The sequence below is a fragment of the Mesorhizobium caraganae genome, assembly GCF_016836705.1.
Taxonomy (GTDB): Bacteria; Pseudomonadota; Alphaproteobacteria; order Rhizobiales; family Rhizobiaceae; genus Mesorhizobium; species Mesorhizobium caraganae.
Map to the genome: position 1 here is coordinate 269,461 of NZ_JAFCGY010000001.1, position 18,449 is coordinate 287,909.

The 18,449-nt window shown below is 62.3% G+C and carries 20 protein-coding genes, 1 tRNA gene and 1 pseudogene; 10 read left to right on the forward strand and 12 right to left on the reverse strand.

The genetic code is table 11. The annotated features are described in order from the left end of the window. The first annotated feature begins 147 nt into the window (after positions 1-147). The gene (locus JQK88_RS01390; protein WP_192260013.1) at positions 148-444 is read left to right on the forward strand and encodes an HlyU family transcriptional regulator; all 297 of its coding nucleotides are present in this window, start codon (positions 148-150) and stop codon (positions 442-444) included. Positions 445-668: 224 nt separating this feature from the next. Here JQK88_RS01390 and JQK88_RS01395 read toward each other — a convergent pair whose 3' ends face one another. Beyond that, positions 669-1,310: an FMN-dependent NADH-azoreductase gene (locus JQK88_RS01395; RefSeq protein ID WP_203277264.1), complete on the reverse strand. Its 642-nt coding sequence runs from the start codon at positions 1,308-1,310 to the stop codon at positions 669-671. A 109-nt stretch (positions 1,311-1,419) separates the two neighbouring features. On the opposite strand from JQK88_RS01395, the gene JQK88_RS01400 reads away from it, so the two are divergent. Continuing rightward, complete coding sequence (locus tag JQK88_RS01400; protein WP_192260009.1) at positions 1,420-2,376, forward strand: LysR family transcriptional regulator; 957 nt, start codon at positions 1,420-1,422, stop codon at positions 2,374-2,376. Here JQK88_RS01400 and JQK88_RS01405 read toward each other — a convergent pair. Continuing rightward, positions 2,309-2,935, reverse strand: coding sequence for a TetR/AcrR family transcriptional regulator (locus tag JQK88_RS01405; protein ID WP_203277265.1), 627 nt, complete (start codon positions 2,933-2,935; stop codon positions 2,309-2,311). The two genes, JQK88_RS01400 and JQK88_RS01405, sit on opposite strands and share 68 nt — an antisense overlap. A gap of 66 nt (positions 2,936-3,001) precedes the next feature. Between JQK88_RS01405 and JQK88_RS01410 the strand changes: the two genes are divergently transcribed. Both JQK88_RS01410 and JQK88_RS01415 read left to right on the forward strand, forming a co-directional pair. Next, complete coding sequence (locus JQK88_RS01410) at positions 3,002-3,427, forward strand: VOC family protein (RefSeq protein WP_203277266.1); 426 nt, start codon at positions 3,002-3,004, stop codon at positions 3,425-3,427. Between the two features lie 95 nt (positions 3,428-3,522). After that, on the forward strand, positions 3,523-4,434 hold the full coding sequence (locus tag JQK88_RS01415; RefSeq protein ID WP_203277267.1) for an arginase family protein: 912 nt from the start codon (positions 3,523-3,525) through the stop codon (positions 4,432-4,434). A 3-nt stretch (positions 4,435-4,437) separates the two neighbouring features. Here JQK88_RS01415 and JQK88_RS01420 read toward each other — a convergent pair whose 3' ends face one another. Next, positions 4,438-5,388 (reverse strand): S1C family serine protease, encoded by a 951-nt coding sequence (locus JQK88_RS01420; protein WP_203277268.1) that lies wholly within the window; start codon positions 5,386-5,388, stop codon positions 4,438-4,440. 226 nt (positions 5,389-5,614) lie between these two features. Here JQK88_RS01420 and JQK88_RS01425 point away from each other — a divergent pair, with 226 nt between their 5' ends. Both JQK88_RS01425 and JQK88_RS01430 read left to right on the forward strand, forming a co-directional pair. Continuing rightward, the gene (locus JQK88_RS01425) at positions 5,615-6,487 is read left to right on the forward strand and encodes a S1C family serine protease (protein WP_203277269.1); all 873 of its coding nucleotides are present in this window, start codon (positions 5,615-5,617) and stop codon (positions 6,485-6,487) included. Positions 6,488-6,495: 8 nt separating this feature from the next. Beyond that, positions 6,496-7,131, forward strand: a complete 636-nt coding sequence (locus JQK88_RS01430) for a helix-turn-helix transcriptional regulator (RefSeq protein WP_203277270.1) — start codon at positions 6,496-6,498, stop codon at positions 7,129-7,131. A gap of 6 nt (positions 7,132-7,137) precedes the next feature. Here the strand turns inward: JQK88_RS01430 and JQK88_RS01435 are convergent, their stop codons facing one another. Both JQK88_RS01435 and JQK88_RS01440 read right to left on the reverse strand, forming a co-directional pair. After that, entirely contained in the window at positions 7,138-7,527 is a 390-nt protein-coding gene (locus JQK88_RS01435) for a type II toxin-antitoxin system VapC family toxin (protein WP_203277271.1), read from the reverse strand. Beyond that, positions 7,524-7,790 carry a type II toxin-antitoxin system VapB family antitoxin gene (locus tag JQK88_RS01440; RefSeq protein ID WP_192259997.1) on the reverse strand — a complete coding sequence of 89 codons (267 nt, stop codon included), beginning with the start codon at positions 7,788-7,790 and terminating at the stop codon, positions 7,524-7,526. The genes JQK88_RS01435 and JQK88_RS01440 overlap by 4 nt, the downstream gene beginning before the upstream one ends. Positions 7,791-7,966: 176 nt before the next feature. Between JQK88_RS01440 and JQK88_RS01445 the strand changes: the two genes are divergently transcribed. Next, a complete protein-coding gene (locus JQK88_RS01445) occupies positions 7,967-8,833 on the forward strand; it encodes an SDR family oxidoreductase (protein ID WP_203277272.1) in 867 nt (288 codons plus the stop codon). 54 nt (positions 8,834-8,887) lie between these two features. Here the strand turns inward: JQK88_RS01445 and JQK88_RS01450 are convergent, their stop codons facing one another. Both JQK88_RS01450 and JQK88_RS01455 read right to left on the reverse strand, forming a co-directional pair. Next, complete coding sequence (locus JQK88_RS01450) at positions 8,888-9,412, reverse strand: TIGR00645 family protein (protein WP_192259993.1); 525 nt, start codon at positions 9,410-9,412, stop codon at positions 8,888-8,890. A gap of 324 nt (positions 9,413-9,736) precedes the next feature. Continuing rightward, positions 9,737-11,932: an OmpA family protein gene (locus tag JQK88_RS01455; protein WP_203277273.1), complete on the reverse strand. Its 2,196-nt coding sequence runs from the start codon at positions 11,930-11,932 to the stop codon at positions 9,737-9,739. 202 nt (positions 11,933-12,134) lie between these two features. Here JQK88_RS01455 and JQK88_RS01460 point away from each other — a divergent pair, with 202 nt between their 5' ends. Beyond that, on the forward strand, positions 12,135-12,581 hold the full coding sequence (locus JQK88_RS01460; RefSeq protein ID WP_112563363.1) for a YcgN family cysteine cluster protein: 447 nt from the start codon (positions 12,135-12,137) through the stop codon (positions 12,579-12,581). 301 nt (positions 12,582-12,882) lie between these two features. Beyond that, entirely contained in the window at positions 12,883-13,227 is a 345-nt protein-coding gene (locus JQK88_RS01465) for a hypothetical protein (protein ID WP_192259987.1), read from the forward strand. Between the two features lie 207 nt (positions 13,228-13,434). Here the strand turns inward: JQK88_RS01465 and JQK88_RS01470 are convergent, their stop codons facing one another. After that, the gene (locus tag JQK88_RS01470) at positions 13,435-14,145 is read right to left on the reverse strand and encodes an SIMPL domain-containing protein (protein WP_192259985.1); all 711 of its coding nucleotides are present in this window, start codon (positions 14,143-14,145) and stop codon (positions 13,435-13,437) included. 248 nt (positions 14,146-14,393) lie between these two features. On the opposite strand from JQK88_RS01470, the gene JQK88_RS01475 reads away from it, so the two are divergent. Next, positions 14,394-14,469: transfer RNA gene (locus tag JQK88_RS01475), tRNA-Ile, on the forward strand. 116 nt (positions 14,470-14,585) lie between these two features. Here JQK88_RS01475 and JQK88_RS01480 read toward each other — a convergent pair. The 4 genes and pseudogenes from JQK88_RS01480 to JQK88_RS01495 form a co-directional block, all read right to left on the reverse strand. Continuing rightward, positions 14,586-15,770, reverse strand: coding sequence for a tyrosine-type recombinase/integrase (locus tag JQK88_RS01480; protein ID WP_203277274.1), 1,185 nt, complete (start codon positions 15,768-15,770; stop codon positions 14,586-14,588). After that, positions 15,763-16,050, reverse strand: a complete 288-nt coding sequence (locus JQK88_RS37340) for a helix-turn-helix domain-containing protein (protein ID WP_203277275.1) — start codon at positions 16,048-16,050, stop codon at positions 15,763-15,765. The genes JQK88_RS01480 and JQK88_RS37340 overlap by 8 nt, the downstream gene beginning before the upstream one ends. Before the next feature lie 33 nt (positions 16,051-16,083). Beyond that, positions 16,084-16,335, reverse strand: coding sequence for a hypothetical protein (locus tag JQK88_RS01490; RefSeq protein ID WP_192259979.1), 252 nt, complete (start codon positions 16,333-16,335; stop codon positions 16,084-16,086). A 1,746-nt stretch (positions 16,336-18,081) separates the two neighbouring features. Continuing rightward, positions 18,082-18,427: pseudogene (locus JQK88_RS01495) on the reverse strand (low affinity iron permease family protein). Between the last annotated feature and the right edge of the window lie 22 nt (positions 18,428-18,449).

Sequence of the window (18,449 nt, forward strand, 5' to 3'; positions counted from 1 at the left end):
TCGTCATCCCAAAACCGCTGGGCACTTTTGGGCGACATGCATTAGCGGCAGGGCCGCGGCCCTTGCCCACCGAGCCAAGGACCGCTAGTGAAAATCATCTCGCATCACACCATGTGATGCGGGATGATTGCCGTTGGAGGGTCCCCCATGTCTTTTCTGAAACGTCTTTTCGGCGGCGGAGGCGGCGGTGAGGCAGGCGAGCCAAAGAGCGCCGCTCCGGCAAAACAGATCGAGCACAAGGGATTCCTGATCAGCGCCACGCCTTATAAGGCTGATGGCCAGTACCAGACCTGCGGCGTGGTTTCGAAGGAAGTCGGCGGCGTCATGAAGGAACACCGCTTCATCCGCGCCGACCGTTTCGCCGGTCTCGACGACGCTGTCGACATCTCGATCAAGAAGGGCATCCAGCTCGTCGACGAGCAGGGCGAGAAGATTTTCGGCTAGGTATGTCGATATTCAGGTGATGCCGGCCTGCGAATGCCGGCTTCCTGCGCTTCCGATGCACACGTACGAAAAGTACGCTCCACTCCGGTTCTCGGTACAGCCACTCTCAGCTCGGCCTGACCTGAATCTCAACACACCCTTGTTAGCGCCTGGTGCGTTGACAACAGAAAAGGCAGGCGATGGGCGCCTGCCTTTTCAATTCGAGTGAGTGACGGGCTTGCGTTTTACGCCGCCGCCACAACACGCTCGGCAGCACCCGCGGCCACCACGGCGTCGACCTTGGCTGTCGCCTTGGCGAGCGCTGCGGTAACGGCATCGGCGCCCATGCCGACGCCTTCGATACGGATGACTTCGACATCGGTCATGCCGAGGAAGCCGAGCACCGAGCGCAGATAGGGGACAGCGTGGTCCATCTGGACGGCCGCGCCTTCGGAATAGATACCGCCGGAAGCGAGCACGATGTAGACCTCCTTGCCGGTGACGAGGCCCTTGGGGCCGCCCTCGCCGTAAGAGAAGCTCCTGCCGGAACGGGTGATGTGGTCCACCCACGACTTCAGCGTCGAGGAGATGTTGAAGTTGATGAAGCCGGTAGCAAGAATCACGGTGTCGGCGGCGAATAGCTCGTCGAGGACGACATCGGAAACGCCCACGACTTCGGCCTGGTGCGCAGTGCGGGCTTCAGCCGGGGTGTAGATGCCGGTCGCATAATCGGGGTCGATGTGCGGCAGCGGGTTGGCGACGAGGTCGCGCACGACAAGCGTGTTCGACGGATCGGCGGCGAGGAGCTTTTCAGCGAATTCGGTGGCGATGCGGGTCGAGTGCGAGGCCGAGCCACGCGGGCTCGAAGTGACAAGAAGGATGGACATGGCGGTTCTCTCCAGTGGGAATTGAATTGTCCCGCTTGATATGGGCCTATCGATCCATTCAAAAAACTGGTATATTTTCTATATGATCCATCCATAAAGTAGATATGCCATCCAACCCAATCCGACGCTCGACCAATTGCAAATCCTGGTGGCGGTGGCCGACACCGGCAGTTTCTCCGCCGCCGGGCGCAAGCTGAACCGGGCGCAGTCTGTCATCAGCTATGGTATCGCCAATCTCGAGGCGCAGCTTGGGCTGAAACTGTTCGAGCGCGAGGGCACGCGCGAGCCGCAACTGACCGAGATCGGCCGGGCAATGCTGGAGGATGCGCGGCGCATGGTCGGCGTGCTGCAGAGCATCCGCTCGCGCGTCGACGGCCACCATCAGGGATTGGAGGCGGAAGTCGCCCTGTCGGTCGACGCGACGCTGCCTTCGCCGGTGCTGGTGCGGGTGCTGAAGGCATTCGAGGCGCAGTTTCCAACCGTGATGCTGCGCCTGCATATCGGTTCGCTCGGCCTGATCCCCGATCATGTCGTCAGCGGACAGTCCGATCTTGGCATTGGTGGCCTGCTGGGCGAGGTCGACGTGCATCTCGTGCGCATCGGCTTCATGTCGATCGTGCTGGCTGCCGCGCCCAGCCATCCGCTGGCCCGGCTGCCGAAGCCGGTGGCGCTCGAAGATGCGCGCGAACACACCCAACTCGTTGTCACCGACCAGTCCGAACGCACCAAGGGACGCGACTTCGGTGTCTTCGCCTACCGAACCTGGCGGCTGACGGACGTGCGTACGAAACACACGTTGATGCGCGAGGGGCTGGGCTGGGGCGGGTTGCCGCGCTGGCTGATCGCCGACGATTTGGCCAGCGGCAGGCTGGTGGAACTCGACCTCGAACCCTACAGCGAGGTGCGCTCATCGCTCTATGCCATGCATCGCGTCGACCGCAGCCCGAAGCCGGCGGCGGCCTGGTTGATCGACCAGTTCAAACGCCAGCTCGGCTGTTTCAACGAGTTCGAGCCGGACCACCTGCCTGAGGAAGAGCCGGGGACAGCCCATCGATCAGCGCCATGAGCACGGCACGATAGTCTTCGGCTGAGGCGCCGGCCTCGACGGCAAGTGCCGCGCGATCGAAAGCGGCGGCGAGCAAAGCGGTCAGCGCGTCGACCGGCAGCCTGATCAACGACTGCTCGCGCATCGCTGCAACCAGGCCTTCGCGCAGCGAACGGTTGCCGTGGCGGTTGTCGATCGCGTCCATGGCGGCGCGGCCGAGCACGGCAGGTCCGTCGAGCAACAGCAGTCGGGTGCGGCCGGGCGCGCGCATGGCGGCGAGATAGGCGTCCGATCCGGCGATCAGCGCGTCGCGGGCAAACAGCGATGGCGGCGAGGCGCGATCGATCTCAGCGGCGACAGCTTCTGCCTCCTGCTCGACCACGGCGGCAAACAGCGCCTGCTTGTCGGCGAAATGGTGGTAGAGCGCGCCGCGGGTGACGCCGGCGGCCGCTACGATCTCCGGCGTGCCGGTCTCGGCATAGGATTTTTCAATGAACAGTTTGCGCGCGGCGGCGATCAGGTCGGCACGCGTTGCCTCGGTGCGATCGCGATTGGAGCGGCGCGCGGTTTCTCGTTGCATACATGCAGCCTGTATGTTATTTCAACTTACATGCAGACTGTATGTTAGCTGAAGGGAGAAAGAAAGATGAAGACGACGAGCTATTATCCGGTGTTGATGACGGGCGACGTAGCCGGCACGAAAGCCTTCTATATCAACCACTTCCGCTTCAAACCGCTGTTTGCGAGCGACTGGTATGTACATCTGCAGTCGGCCGAGGATCGCCGGGTCAATCTCGGCATCGTCCACGGCGACCACGAAACGATCCCGGAAGAGGGGCGCGGCCGCACGTCGGGGCTGCTGATCAATTTCGAGGTCAGGGATCCGGACGCGGTTTATGAGCGGATCGTTGCGGCCGGCCTGCCGATCCTGCGCTCGCTGCGCGACGAACCCTTCGGCCAGCGCCATTTCATCACCCGAGACCCCAATGGCGTGCTGATCGACGTCATCAAGCCGATTCCACCCAGCGAGGAGTTTCTGGCGCAGTTCGCGGAGGGCGCGGCGGGCACCTAAGCGATGGCAGCAAGTGTCGGCAGCGGCTCCGGCCTCTGTGGCCGGGGTCACGCGATGCAGTCTATGCTGGATGATGCTGAAGCTGGTCCTGTTGCATGCGTGACATCTGCCTTGTTCGTGCGCCATCCAATCTCGGCCTTCGGCCGCTGCACGCCGGCCATGTGCCCGGCACCTGGCGCGCGCCGCAGGCGCTGAGCGAGGCCGGTCTGATCGAGGTGCTGGTCCCGGCGCGGGTGGTCGATCTCGAAAGGCCCGCTTACAGCACCGAGCCGCAACCGGGCACCCGCCTACGCAATGGTCCGGCGATCCGCCGCTTCAATCTCGACCTTGCCGAGATCGTCGTAAGTGCGCTCGGGAAAAGCGAATTCCCGCTGGTCATCGGCGGCGATTGTTCGATCCTGCTTGGCGCGCTGGCGGCCGCGCGACGGTCCGGCGCGGTCGCGCTGGTCCATATCGATGGCCACAGCGATTTCCGCCATCCCGGCAATTACGACGTCGATGCCGCGCTCGGCTCGGCCGCCGGCATGGACCTGGCGCTTGCCACCGGACGTGGCGAGCCTTTGTTGACGGAGTGGCCCGGCATTGCCGGTCCGCTTGTTGCCGACGAGACGGTGGTGCAGATCGGTGAACGCGAGGGCCGCGATGCCGATTTCGCCTGGCCCGACATCAATGCGACCGCCATCACGCGTATCGATGTCTTTGCCGCGCAGGAACTCGGCGCGGCTGGAGTGTTGGAAAAGACCCGAGCCACGCTGACGCGCGCCGATTGTCCCTACTGGTTGCATCTCGATGTCGACGTGCTCGACCAGACAATCATGGCGGCGGTGGATTCGCCAGGCAGTCCCGGCATCGATCCCAACGATCTGGTTGCGATCCTGTCGGCGCTGGCAGGGGACCAGCGCTGCATCGGCATGGACATGACCATCTACGATCCCGACCTCGACCCGGACGGCGACCTCGCAGCGTTGCTGGTGTCGCTGCTCGGGCGTGTGCTCAAGCAGCGATAGGGTTCAACTCGCCCTTGCCACCGGCGTCACCGTGACCTGGCTGACGCCGGTGCGGCGCACCACAGTGCACAGCGTCTCGCGGCCGATGCGCTCGGCATCGAGCATGCGCACGAGGTCGTCGACGCCGGTGACGGGGCGGCCGTCTATTGCGGCGATGATGTCGCCCTCCTTCAGGCCGGCCTTTGCCGCCGGGCCGTTCTTCTCGACGCTGCGCAGCCGTACCGCGGTGTTGGTCGACACCTGTGACAGAAGCGCTGCGCGGCGCGGCAAATTGGTGGTGTCGGCGGAGATGCCGATGAAGGCGCGCCGCACCCGGCCGAAGCGGATGATCTCCGAAATGACGAAGTTCGCGGTGTTGGAGGCAACCGCGAAGGCGATGCCTTGCGCGCCATGGATCATGGCGGTGTTGACGCCGATGACCTCGCCGGCCGACGAGACCAGCGGCCCGCCGGAATTGCCAGGATTGAGCGCCGCATCGGTCTGGATGACATCATCGATCAGCCGCCCGGTCGAGGCGCGCATCGACCGGCCAAGCGCGGAGACGACGCCGGAGGTGACGGTCCATTCGAAGCCGAGCGGATTGCCGATGGCGATAGCGATCTGGCCGCGCCGCAGCCGCTTGGAATCGCCCAGCGGCACGACATCGGCAAAGCTGCCGTCAGCGCGCACCAGCGCGATGTCGGTGTCGGGGTCGCGGCCAAGCACGCGGCCTTCGCTGGAGGCGCCGTCGGGCATGGAGACGCGCACCGTCCTGGCGTCGCCGACGACATGGAAGTTGGTGACGACCAAGCCGTCCTGCGCGATGACGAAGCCGGAGCCGTGGCCGCCTTGGCCGCCGATGCGCTCGATGCGGCAGACGGCGGGGCCGATGCGATCGACCGCGTCTGCCACCGTCGTCGAATAGGCGTCGAGCATTGTGTCGTCCGGTTGGAATTTGGCGGCGGCGACGGCCATTGGCGGGCTCCGTGTTTTCAGGCTTGTTCGTGATTTTTTCCTGTGCGCGTCGTTATCCCAAAACCGCTGAGCACTTTTGGGCGACACGCACTATATGTGCGAAGCGGCGGGAAGCGCCGCGACCTGACCAGATGGCCAGTGAAACCATGAACTAGCCGTCAGGCGAGTATCTGCGAGCCGGCTGCCGAGCGATATCTGGGGCATGCAAGAAACCCAGGAGACCAAAATGAGCGCTTTCAATCTCAGCGCCTTTTCCGCGGCCATCGCCGACGTCGCGGCTGCGGCGGCACCCGTGACGGCAAGTTTCACCACCCATCACCATCGCACCGCCAGCGCCTTCCATTGGCGTGACGGCTATTTCGTCACCGCCGAGGAAGCCGTCGAGGCCGGCGAAGAGATCGAACTGACATTGGCTTCGGGCGAGACGGTCAAGGCCGAACTGGTCGGCCGCGATCCCTCGACCGGCGTTGCACTTTTGAAACCGGCAGGTGCTGTTAGCGCCGCGCCGCTTGCCAAAGCGGATGCGGTGCGGCCCGGCAATCTGGCGATTGCCATTGGCAGCAGCCAGGGCTCGGCTCTGGCCGTGTCGGGCTCGGTCGGTGAGGTCGGTCCGGCCTGGCGCTCGATGCGCGGCGGCACCATCGACCGGCGCATCAATCTTGCCGTCAATGCCGGCAGCCGTTTCGAGGGCGGGCCGGTGCTCGACGCCAAGGGCGCGCTGATTGGCATGCTGCTGTTCGGCCCGCGCGGCCGGGCCCTGGTCATACCCTATGAGACGATCGAGCGGGCGGTGGAGACGCTGCGTGAAAAGGGCCATGTCGCGCGCGGCTATCTCGGCGCCGGCCTTCACCCGATCCGTGACGGCGCGGCGCGCGGTGCCATGGTGATGAGCCTCGACGACAATGGCCCGGCCAAGGCCGCCGGTCTTGCTCTCGGTGACATCATCGTGGCGTGGAACGGCGAGGCCGTACATGGGCCGCGCGAGCTGATCCGCAAGCTTGGGCCCGATAGCGCAGGTGCCGCAGTGAGGCTTGGCGTGGTGCGCGGCGGCGAACAGCGCGATGTGGCTGTAACCATCGGCGAGAAGCCGCTGAGCTGAGAGGGGTGATGGACACGCTCGCCAACGATCGGATCATGTCCGACGGCCCCGCCTCGCGGCGGCTGGTGGTGCTGATCGCGCTTGGCGACGTTGTTCGCGCTGAGCGCTTGGCTGCTGCGCTTGCCGCGAGCGACGATCTGTTGCCGGTCGCGGCCGGCAGCGGTGCGGCCGACGTCGCCATCGTCGACGGCAGCGGCGCTGATGCCGTTCCGGCCGCCACGCTGCGGGTGCTGCTGTCGGGGCGTGCCGGCGGCGAACGGCCTGCCGGCGAGGTGATGGCGGTCATGCCTGCCGGCGCGGACGATCTGCTGATCGCCGCGGCGGTGCGGCTGGCGGCGGCTGGCTATCGCGTCTCGGGCGACGGCGGTGGCGGGCGCCATGGGGATTTTCATGCTGGCGATGGCGAGCCTTTCGAGGAAGACCTCTCCGATGAACATGCCCCCCGACCGGCACTGTCACCGCGCGAGGCCGAAGTGCTGGCGCTGCTTGCCGAGGGCGCGCCCAACAAAGTGATCGCGCGACGGCTGAACATCTCCGTGCACACGGCAAAGTTCCACGTCGCCGCGATCCTGATCAAGCTCGGCGCGGCGAACCGCACCGATGCGATCGCGATTGCCATGCGGCAGGGCCTGGTGCTGGTCTGATGTTGCTCAAACCGCCGCTTCGATATCGGTCAGCCGGAAATCATCGCCCTTGAACAACAACGGCATGGCTTCGAGCCGTGCCGTGGCGTAGGCGATGCAGTCGCCGAAATTCAGCGCCGCCGGATGCCGGCCCTTGCCATAGCGCAGGAAGGTCTGGCGGGCGACGGCAGCGTGGTCGGCGGTGAATGGGACGGTTTCGATCGAGGCGGTACGCAGGAACTGGTCGAGGCGATCCAAGATTTCATCTTCCCGGCGGCCAGCGAGCACCATCGTCGTTTCAAGCAAAGTTGGCGCTGCCAGCAGCCGTCTCTTGGCCTGAGTGATCGCCAGCACGAAACGGTCGTAGCCCGGCTCAAGGCGCAGAATGGCGACCAGAACCGAGGAATCGATGATCATTTTGTCGGGATTCCGAGCTCATCGTAACCAAGGATTTCGTCGTCGGTCAGTGCGTTTTCACGTTCCGGGACGTTTCCACCACTGTCCGCAATCGCCATCAACCGCTGAAACAGGTCGCTGGCTTCGTCGCGTGGCACCAGCCGCTCGCGCGCGACCTCGCGCTCGAGGCTCTGACGGATAGCCTCTGTCACGGTCACGCGCCGGCGGCGGGCGAGTTCGCGCGCCAGTTGCTCGACTTCCATGTTCTTGATGGACAGCGCCATCTATATTCCACCTTTTTGCATAGAATATATACCAAGCGCCTGACAAATCCTACAGGTTTCGGGCGCAGATCGATGTCAGCCTCCGCAGCGTCACCCATCGCTTCCCGCCGCAGGCCTTGTATCCCGCACCTGCGCGGGCAAGGATCGCGTAAAGAACCAAAGCCACTGGAGGAAAAATGTCGCTGAACGGAAAGACGCTGTTCATCTCCGGCGGGTCGCGCGGCATTGGGCTGGCGATTGCGCTCAGGGCGGCGCGCGATGGCGCCAATGTGACGATCGCGGCCAAGACCGCCGAGCCGCATCCGAAGCTGCCAGGCACGATCTACACGGCTGCCGAAGAAATCGAGCAGGCCGGCGGCAAGGCGCTACCGGTTTTGTGCGACATCCGCGAGGAGGCGCAGGTTGCCGAGGCAGTCGCTAGAACCGTGGAAAAATTCGGCGGCATCGACATCTGCGTCAACAATGCCAGCGCCATCCAGCTCACCGGGACGCTGGAAACCGACATGAAGCGTTACGATCTGATGCACCAGATCAACACGCGCGGCACTTTCCTGGTCTCGAAAATGTGCATTCCTCACCTGAAGTTGGCAACCAATCCTCACATTCTGAATCTGGCGCCGCCGCTCGACATGAATGCCAAGTGGTTCAAGAACCACGTCGCCTACACGATGGCCAAGTTCGGCATGTCGATGTGCACGCTGGGCATGAGCGCCGAGTTTGCCAAGAACGGCATCGCGGTCAATTCGCTGTGGCCGATCTCGACCATCGACACGGCGGCGGTGCGCAATCTGCTCGGCGGCGCGACGGTGGCGGCGATGAGCCGTTTGCCCGATATCATGGCCGATGCCGCACATGCCATCTTCCTGCGGCCATCGCGCGAGACGACTGGCAATTTCTACATCGACGAAGAGGTGCTGCGCGCCGAGGGCGTGACGGACTTTTCGATCTATTCGCCCAGTGCGACAGGATCGCTGGCCGGCGACTTTTTCGTGCCCGACGAGGTGTTTGCGAACGCGCTAACGAACGTCAAAAGCATTTACTAGCCGGTTTCACGCGCGTCTGCGCTGGCTCCCGTCTGTCTGCCGCACCTTCTCCGTTCACGGGGAAACGGCCTCAGTCTTCTTGCCTTTGGCCAGGCCCATCAGCCGGTCGATATAGGCGAGCATGAACGCCGAAACGACGAAGGCGAGGTGGATGATGGTCAGCCACATCAGCTGGTCGGTCGTGTACGAGGCAGAGTTGAGGAACACCTGCAACAGGTGGATCGAGGAAATGGCGACGATGGTCGAGGCAACCTTGACCTTGAGCGAGCCGACATCGATCGTGCCGAGCCAATGGACCTCGCCGTCATTCTCGTCGAAGCGGCTGACGAAGTTCTCGTAGCCGGAGATAATGACCATGACCACCAGCGAGGCGACAAGTGCCGCATCGATGAGGCCGAGCATTTTCAGGATGGTGTCGGTGTCGCCGAGCGTAAAGGCGAGGGTGATAAACTCATAGAGCTTCTTGCCGAAGGATAGTGCGTAGACGGCCAATGCCAGGGCCAGCCCGATGTAGAAAACGACCAGCAGCCAGCGCGAGGCGAGAATGATCGATTCGATGGCAAGTTCGAGACGTTTCATGCAGCGGTTCCGGTCAGCTTTCTGCGGTCGAATGGGTATTTCGGCCAGCCCGCCCCGGTTTGCAAGGCTAATTGTAGTGCAAAAAACCCCGCCGGGAGGGCCGGCGGGGCTCAGTGCATCCCGCTGGAGTCGGGACGGGGCAGGGAACGCCCAGTCGTGAATCTGGGGTGAGCGGCCTTGCGATTCAATGAGCCGGCTCTAATGCTTGCACAATTCTTGTTGACTGGCTGGCGGTTCGTACATCCACCCCCATCCCGGTCTACCGGGATGGGTCCTTTTTGTTGATCTATTCCAGAAAGCCACTCAAGCTATTGGAAAAGCAGATCAATTGTTGCTCGCCACGGGCGCCACCAACGAGGTGATGCGGCGGATGGCGACGCGGCGGTTCTCGCGGTTGGGCGCCGTCGTGTTCACCTTCAAATACTCCTCGCCATAACCCTGCGTGGTCAGGTTCTCCGGCGGGATGCCGAAGGCATTGGTCAACGCTTCGGCGACCGACTCGGCGCGGCGGTCGGACAGAGCAAGGTTCGCCTCCGGCGTTCCGACCGCGTCGGTGTGGCCTTCGATGAGGAAGGTTTCGGCCGGGTTCTTCTTCAACAGCTTCTCCATGGCGCTGGCGACGCCTTCCAGTTTCTGCACTTCGGTGTCGGAGATCGAGGCCGAGCCAAATTCGAAGTTCAGCGTGTCGAGGTCGACGCGCCGCGCGATGTCACGCACACGCGCCGAGCGCTTCACCTCGTCGATCGAATAGAGGCGCTGGACCCTCTCCACCGGCGGCTGTTCGAGGAAGGTGTAGTAGTCGTCCGGATCCTCCACATCCTCCGAATCCAGAATGTAGTCCCGACGCGAGATGTCGAGCCGCATCGGCGGCAGGTCGTCGCCGGGATCGCGCCAGTCGCTGTCATCCTCATAGTGCCGCTCGTCGACATAGCTCAGCACATATTCGCGTCCATCCGGCGCAATGCGCGAACGCTGGATGACGTCGCCATAGCGGTTGCGGATGGTGACGATCCGGACACCGTTGTCACGCTCGACGATTTCCCGGGTGCGATCGCCCGACAGATCCTCATAGTAGACGTTCCTGGCGCCGCGGGTCATGCGCGGGGCGTCATTGCTCTGGACGAATGTCTGGTTGTTGAACTGCAGGATGACGCGGTCGCCGAGTTCCCTGACGACGTCGACGCCTTTCGGACGCCGGCGGTCGCGAACGTTCTCATCGGGTGCACGCTCTACGCGCTTGCCCTTTTCCTCCGTCACCGGCGCGATCTTTTCAAGCTGGATTGCCTGTTGGGCCGACTTGTCGTCGGTGGGCGGCGGTCCCTGGTCGACCGGGGCAGGCTTAGGAGCCTGCGCCTGCTCGCCATTCTGCTGGGCGGGCTGGTTGGCCAACTCGCCATTGGCATTCTCGCCTCCCTGCTGGCCGTTCTTGCCCTTGCGCTTGCGCAGGACGTCCTTCTGGCTGTCGAGGATGGGGGCTGCGTTCTTGTCGGCCGGGGCTTCACCTTGGGCCGCATTTTCGCCCTGAGCTGGCTGTTCGCCCTGGGCTGGCTGTTCGCCGGTCACCGGCTGCTGGCCATTGGAGGGTTGTTCGGCCTTCGACGGTTGTTCTTCGGTGGCCGGCTGCTCTCCCGTCACCGGCTGTTCGCCGACAGGCTTGTTGCCGCGCTTCTTCTTGCCCTGAGGCTGTTCGCCCTGGGCGGGTGCTGCCTGCTGCTCAGGCTGAAGCGGTTCCGCCTGCGGAACCGGCTCGCCGGCGGGCGCTTGCTTCTTGGCTGGCGCCTGTTCGGCGGGTGCGGCTTCGATCTGCTGATCCTGCTTACGCTTCTTGCGCAGGGACTGCGAGTTGTTGTCGTTTGCCGGAGCCGCCTGCTCGGCGGGCTGTTCGGCAGGTGCGGCCTCGATCTGCTGCTGCTGATCGCGCTTCTTCCTGCGCGGCTTGATCGGCTGCTCTTCGTTTGCTGGCGCTGCCTGTTCGGCGGGCTGTTCGGCAGGTGCGGCCTCGATCTGCTGCTGCTGGTCGCGCTTCTTCCTGCGCGGCTTGATCGGCTGCTCTTCGTTTGCCGGAGCCGCCTGCTCGGCAGGCTGTTCGGCAGGTGCGGCCTCGATCTGCTGCTGCTGATCGCGTTTCTTCCTGCGCGGTAGCTGCTCTTCGATGGCAGGCGCGGCCTTTTCGGCCGGAGCCTGTTCGGTCTGCTGTTGCTGGTCGCGCTTCTTCCTGCGCGGCTGCTGTTGCTGCTCGCCCTGCGCTGGCGCGGCCTGCTCCGCCGGCGCGGATTCTGTTTGCTGCTGCTGGTCGCGCTTCTTTCTCTTGGGCTGTTCCGGCTCCCCCTGCTGTTTCTGTGCACAAGCCTCGGCCGATTCACCCTCGGCGCAAGGGGCCTGAGCCAATATCAGCGGCGCGGCCGTGTGCTGCAAGGGGCCGAAAACGGCGTTGCCCTGCAGCGGGGAGGCGCCCAACGGCGCGGATGCCATCAGCAGGCCAAGTGCCGTACCTGCCAGTACCCGTGGTTGGCGTTTCATCACGAATTCTCCTTGTGGGGTCCCATCCCTGCCCAAACTTTCATCAGCCGGATTGGTTCCGGTTCGTGGACATTACCGACAACGAAGGACGATTGACCGGCCTTTTGAAGGCAACTTCATGTTCTTCGTATGGTGCGGGCGGCATTTGCGGCGGCGGTACAGCTTGACCTCACCGCCAGCGAGGGCCACATCTCAGCCCATGGTGGAAACCCCGTTCTGGAAAACCAAGACGCTGGAAGCAATGACGCCGGCCGAGTGGGAATCGCTCTGCGACGGCTGCGGCAAATGCTGCCTGTCGAAACTCGAGGACGAAGATACCGGCGAGATCTACTGGACATCAGTCGGCTGCCGTCTGTTCGACGGGCAAACCTGCCGCTGTTCGGACTATGCCAACCGGCTGGCGCGCGTGCCGGACTGCGTCGGGCTGACGCCGCAGAATGTGCGCACCATCAGCTGGCTGCCAAAAACCTGCGCCTACCGGCTGGTTGCCGAGGGGCACGATCTCTACTGGTGGCACAGGCTGGTGTCGGGAAGTGCCGAGACCGTGCATGAAGCCGGCATTTCCATGCGCGGCCGCGTCCGCGCCAGCGAGACCGATCTTGCCGAGCCGGACGACTATTTCGACTATATGCTCGACGACGAGCCCTAGTTGAAAGTGATAGAGCATGATGTCTGGACAAACACTGTTTGTCCCAGAAAACCGCTTCACACTTTTCGGCATCATGCTCAAGCGTCTGGAACGGATGCAGCCGCCGCCCGTTCTGGGATGACCGGACTTTTTTGAGACTCCAAGTCGTTTGCAGCGGTGGAAGGGGCGGTTGCTTTCGACCTGTCCGGCAGATTAACCGAAAATGAACGGCCGGTTCGCAAAGAGTTCAGACTGCAAGGAGCATTCTCCCCCCATCGGTTCGACGAAGACGGGCGCCAGCCCTCAACAAGGAGAGAAGACAATGTTCAACACGATCAAAACGGCAGCCCTTTCGGGTCTCGTAGCCCTCGGCACGCTTGCCGCCGTGCCCGCCCATGCGGACTCGATCTATCTCGGCTTCGGCAACAATCATGACCGCCGCACCGGCGTCTATATCGGCGACGACGATGACGGCTACCGCCGCGAGCGCAGCTGGCGTCGTTGCTCGCCGGAGCGCGCCCTCGACAAGGCCGAGCGCATGGGCCTGCACCGCGTCCGCCTCGTCGACGTCAATCGCCGCGTCGTGAAGGTCGCCGGCCGCCAGTATGGTGATCGCGTGGTGGTCGTGTTCGCCAATGAGCGCGGTTGCCCGGTAATCTATCGCTAAGGCAGGAGACTGATCTGCTGATGAAGATCAGTCTGGAGGCATGATCCTCTGCGAGGGTCGGCCAGCAGCCCCTTTCCCATAGCGCGGAAGGGTGCGGCTCGAAGAAAACCCCGAAGGACCATGTCCTCCGGGGTTTTCATATTTGATGCTAAGACACCGGCCAGTTCGGCCCGCAGCATGCTGCGGGCCTTGCAGGTTTGGATAAGCCTATTTGAGCTCGAAGGTCACTGTGACCTGCACCGCGTAGGCATTTTCGCCGGCTTGTACCGGAACCGCCGCGCCCGCCGCATCGAAGGCCTTAGCGTTGATCGGCATCGGCGCCGGGGCGATGTTCTGCTCGGTGATTTCCAGCACCTGGCCGATGCTGACGCCGGCAGCCCCGGCCAGCGTCTTGGCCTTGGCCATGGCGTCGGCGACCGCTTTCTTGCGGGCCTCGGTGACGGCGGCCTTCGGATCCTCGTTGGAGAACGAGATGCCGCCGCCCTGGTTGACGCCGAGCGACACCGCCTTGTCGAGAATCTCGCCGGTCTTGTCGATGTCGCGGATGCGCACGGAGAGCGTGTTGGTCACTTGGTAGGCGACAAGCTCGGCTTCCTGGCTGCCGTCGGGCTTGTTGGTGTAGTTGTAACGCGGGTTGATCTGGATGCCGGCGGTCTGCAGGTCGCGGTCCTTGATCCCTGCCGATTTCATTGCCGCGATCACGGCGGCCATCGCGTCATTGTTGGCGTCGAGTGCCGCGCGTGCCGTCTTGGCCTCGCGCATGACGCTGAGCGTCAGCAGTGCCAGGTCGGGCGCTACAGTCGACTGGCCTTCACCCGACACGATGATGCGGGGCGGGGGCAGCGAATCGGCAGCGGCGGCAATAGCCGGAAAAGCGATCGCCGCGGCAAGTGCGAGCGGCAAAAGATGTCTGGTCATTAAAATCTCCTCGGTCTGCGATCCAGTCGCGCCTGTCGACTAGAGCATGATGCCGAAAAGTGTGAAGCGGTTTTCGGACGACATCATGCTCTACTTCTTTGATTTAGAGACGGATTCAGATTTCAGGTCGAACAGACCTGAAATCATCCGGCTCTAGGATGCGAATATGGGCTGATTTGGGCGATCTCGGCCAGCCTGTCCGGAAAGCCTTGTGCCGCGTAAGGAAAAACACTAATCCAGCGCGCGTGGGGCCTGTAGCTCAATGGTTAGAGCCGGCGGCTCATAACCGCTTGGTTGGGGGTTCGAGTCCCTCCGGGCCCACCATAACCATTGATTTTATTATTGAAATTTGGGCTTTGCCCACGGCTTGCCCACGCTTTGCCCACGGTTGATGCCAACCGCAAAAAAGCGACCAAAGCCGGATGCTTCGCAATTCCTTCTCACCGAACGATCCGCAAGGCTGCCCGCCGCCTCATCAGATCGCGTTTTTCCTCACGCTGATTGATCGCTCTTGCGATGTCGACCGCTATTCGCTTCTTGTTCGCGTCACGCACGTACTCGTCGGTGACCGTCATTGAGGAATGGCCCATAGCGTCCATAATGGCGCGCGCTTGGATATTGCATTCTGCCAGATAGGTCCCGAAGGTGCGGCGTAGTCCATGAAGCGTATAGCCATCAGGGATGCCCGCTTGCCGCGTCCAGTGCTGCATCATACCTGTCAGGCTCTTTTCCGAGAATGACTTTCCATACGCGTTCTTCAAAACGGTGCCACCCTTCGAGCGATCGAGCGGTTCCAAGCTGATCGCCAGCTTGTCCACGACCGGAATAAACATCTCCCTCCCGCCGTGGCGGTTGCGATTTTTCTTTTGACGAAAATCGAAGGCTTCAATCAATTCGAGCGAACCGTCGAACAGTTCGATCTCCTCGGCCACTAGATCGTCCCATTCGAGGTCGGCGATGTCGCCGCGCCGGTTGCCAAGCCAGAAGCCGAGGGCAAAGCAGGTACGAGCGGGCGAACCAATCGGATGTCGCTCCTCGTACTTCTCTCGGATGGCAATGGGCCACGCTGGGTTCCTGGTCGATTTTGGCACGCGCACGCGGATAGAAAGTGACGGATCATCCTGCGGCTTGATCCACTTCTCGACTTCGGTTGCCACCCACAAAAGCTTCTTGACCGCGACCAATAGGTGTTTGGCAACGGTGCGGTTTGTTTTGAAGATGCCTTCAATGATAGCTCGAAGCTTGTCAGCATCCAGGTATTCGACCGGCACGTCGCGCCATCTCAGCGCATATTTAGGGTCGACGGGCATATTGAGGAACCGCTCGATCAAGCTGCGGTTCTTGGCTTGCGTGGCCGGATCGAACTCAGCCCATTCCATTGTGGTTTCGAGCCGCCGTGCTGCTTGTCCGAACGTGCGCGGCAGGGCGCGGCCCGGTAGGTCAACAATCACGGCTTTGCCTGCGCAACCTTCGACTGCCCGGTGGTACGCCGTCTCGAACATTTCGTCACCCGGCCGGCCGGGGAGGGTAATTTGTTGAGCATGGCGATTGGCTCGAAAGCGCCAGTACTCCTTGCCATTGACGACGCGCGACGAGGCTCCGGGGTAGTCAGGGTGTTTAGCCATCAAACTCTCCTTCGAGGCTTCTGCGAGACTTGCTCGGCACTCGGCCTCCCTCATGCTCCCGATCAGGTGACAGAGCCTTGCTGTCCATGGCGACGCGAAGTAGCAACGGGTAGGGAAAACCGCGACCTTGCTCTATGCCCTCGTATGTGCGCTTCGGGATCCCCAACAATTTCGCTGCGCCTTCTGCCGTGAATCCTTCTCTTGCTCGCCAAGCTTTCACATCTCGCGAGAGCTCGTCTTTATCGTTGACGTCAACCGGTTTGCTCAAATGGGCAACCATACTACGCCGACAGCGTATACGCAATTTGCGTAGTCATTTGCGCCAAGCACTTTTTTCGCTTCGTTCCAAAAGCGTCCGGAGACCGCTCTCCTTGTCAGGCAAAGACGAAAAGGAGATATCGAGGGTGATACGATCCCAGATCGTACGAGTGTTGACGAGCTTAGGCTTCGGCATGCGGCCGTCGCCGACCATCTCGTCAAATAGGGTCGGTCCAACACCGACGTAGCGCGCCGCTTCCTCGCGGGAGAGACCACGGGGAGGATAGGAAATCGCGTCAGCCTTCATAGCTATCGACCCGAAAAGGCGCTGTCGGCTACAGGATGAAGCTCTGGCGAGTCACTCACGTTGGGGCCCAAACACCGTTCGTTGTAGCCAGACATCCGCGCGGCGCCAAATTTGCCATGCGACTTTTCTAACCAACGCGTACCGGTGCGAGGAAGGGGGTCCCACAGACAGGTTCGGAAAACGGCGCCAGTGGCGTGCAAATCGGATCGGTTGACGTCAGAACGCATTGCCCACCGCTCGCGAATGAGGCTTCGCTCAGGCGGGCTGCCCCTGATCCTCGTTTTGGGATATAAATGCGCAATATCGCTGAGCGATAGTCGAGCAGTTGGCTATCTTGCATAGCATTCGGACCGCCGCGGACGGGGACAGTCGGTCCCCGTCCCGTCCTGCGGCCGGCGCTATGCTGACGCTCCTACGGCTGTCCTGTTCACCGCCCGCAACGGGGGCGAATTTCCTCCGTCCCACGCGCGACAATGTCCGCTGTTGCGGACGCGCGCAGGACTACGGCTCATACGCCGTTTGTCCGTGACCGCCGGCAGTCGCCGGCGCCGTCCTGAGCAACCGTCTCCGTCGGTGTCACCAGGTACCGAGCAATCGCTTCGGAGTTGACAGCCTACAGCGGCTTTCAGGCGCATACCACGGCACGCGCAATAGCGAGTTCGGCTTCAGTCTTTGCATTCTTGTCGGTCGCGATGAGTCGCTTCAGCGCCCGCAATGTCTCACCCCGGATCCAGCCTATCTCCGACATGCAATCGATGATTGCCTGAAAGCCGGGCTCCATGGCGCCGGAACGGGCCGTGGGGCTATACCCCTAACTAAAATCGCAATACGACGGAGGGACCACGTCTGCGGTAGCAACGGACGCGACGGCGACCATGTCGCCAATAACTACGGCAGACCCGTCTCCAGCCCCGCCGGCGGCGGTGGCGGCGGTGGCGGCGGTAGTAGTAATCTGGGTCGTAATCTGGGTCGTAATCTTGGTCGTAGTAGCGCCTATGGTTGACCGGCTCCACTTCCGCCTGAGTGCCGAGTTCATCGAGAATGCCGCTTTTAGCCCCTGGAATACCGGCCACTGCGTTGATAGGCCGAACCGCGCTTGCAAAGGCCGCCGCCCCTGCAACGCCAAACATTGCCGTCAAGAAAGATCGCCGATCCATTTTAGGCCTCCCAAAGTTGCCAACTCTAAACAAAGCGCACCGCCCTGCGATACGAGCGAGTCCGGCGCGCGGTGAAGTTTAGGACTCGCCAGCCGCCGTAGCGCATGGCGAGTCCTATCAGCGCAGGAAGGGACGTTAGCTGCACCGATCCACGGCATGTCAGCCAAGCACCATGCCCATCACCAGAAAGGTGACGGCTGTCGCGAAAATTGGCGCGAGCAACCATCGCGCTTGGCCAACACTTTTATCCATCTAATTTCTCCGGAGAAACAACTGCCCTAGCCTTAAGCCGTTCCATGTATTCCCGAGTGTAAGACCATCGCGTTTATTACGATCAATCTTTGGTCCAAACCAACTTCGGACTTAAGTCCAGCGTTGTGCCGTGTCCGTTACCGGAACCTTGATTGAAACAGGACAGTTTTACGAATCTCCTCTGTACTAGGGCGCTGGAGCTTAGCGATAGTTGAGTGGCAACGGCTCAAGAGGCCGCCCTCGCGATCCCACCTAAAGCTCGCTCACGACTCAGCAATTTAGCGATGGTGTGGCTCGGACGTTTAGGCAGGCGCCGGGCGGAGCACATTCTAGGCAGCTAATTGGGATGGGCGACCGTCTTCGTTGCTTCTTCTTCCAACGTCCGAAGCTTTTCCCGAATCTCCTCGGGCTCGGCATGCTCTAATCCCACGACGTCGTTTCTGGTTTCTTCTAATGACACGATGATCTCGTCGAGTTTGGCATGGATCGCGGCCGTGTCGCGGTAGCCTTGAATCAGAACCACACCGGTGATGACGATAGCGGCAACCGACAATTGCGCAGGTGACTACATTTGTCAGCCCAGATGGGACTAGCGCAGTGCAGAGCAGCATGGCTATGATCAGGACATGAAAGCCCGGAGGGCGGGATAGAAAGTCCCCCACCATAAAGAGGAAGCGATTCATATCCAGCCTGACGTCAAGTAGA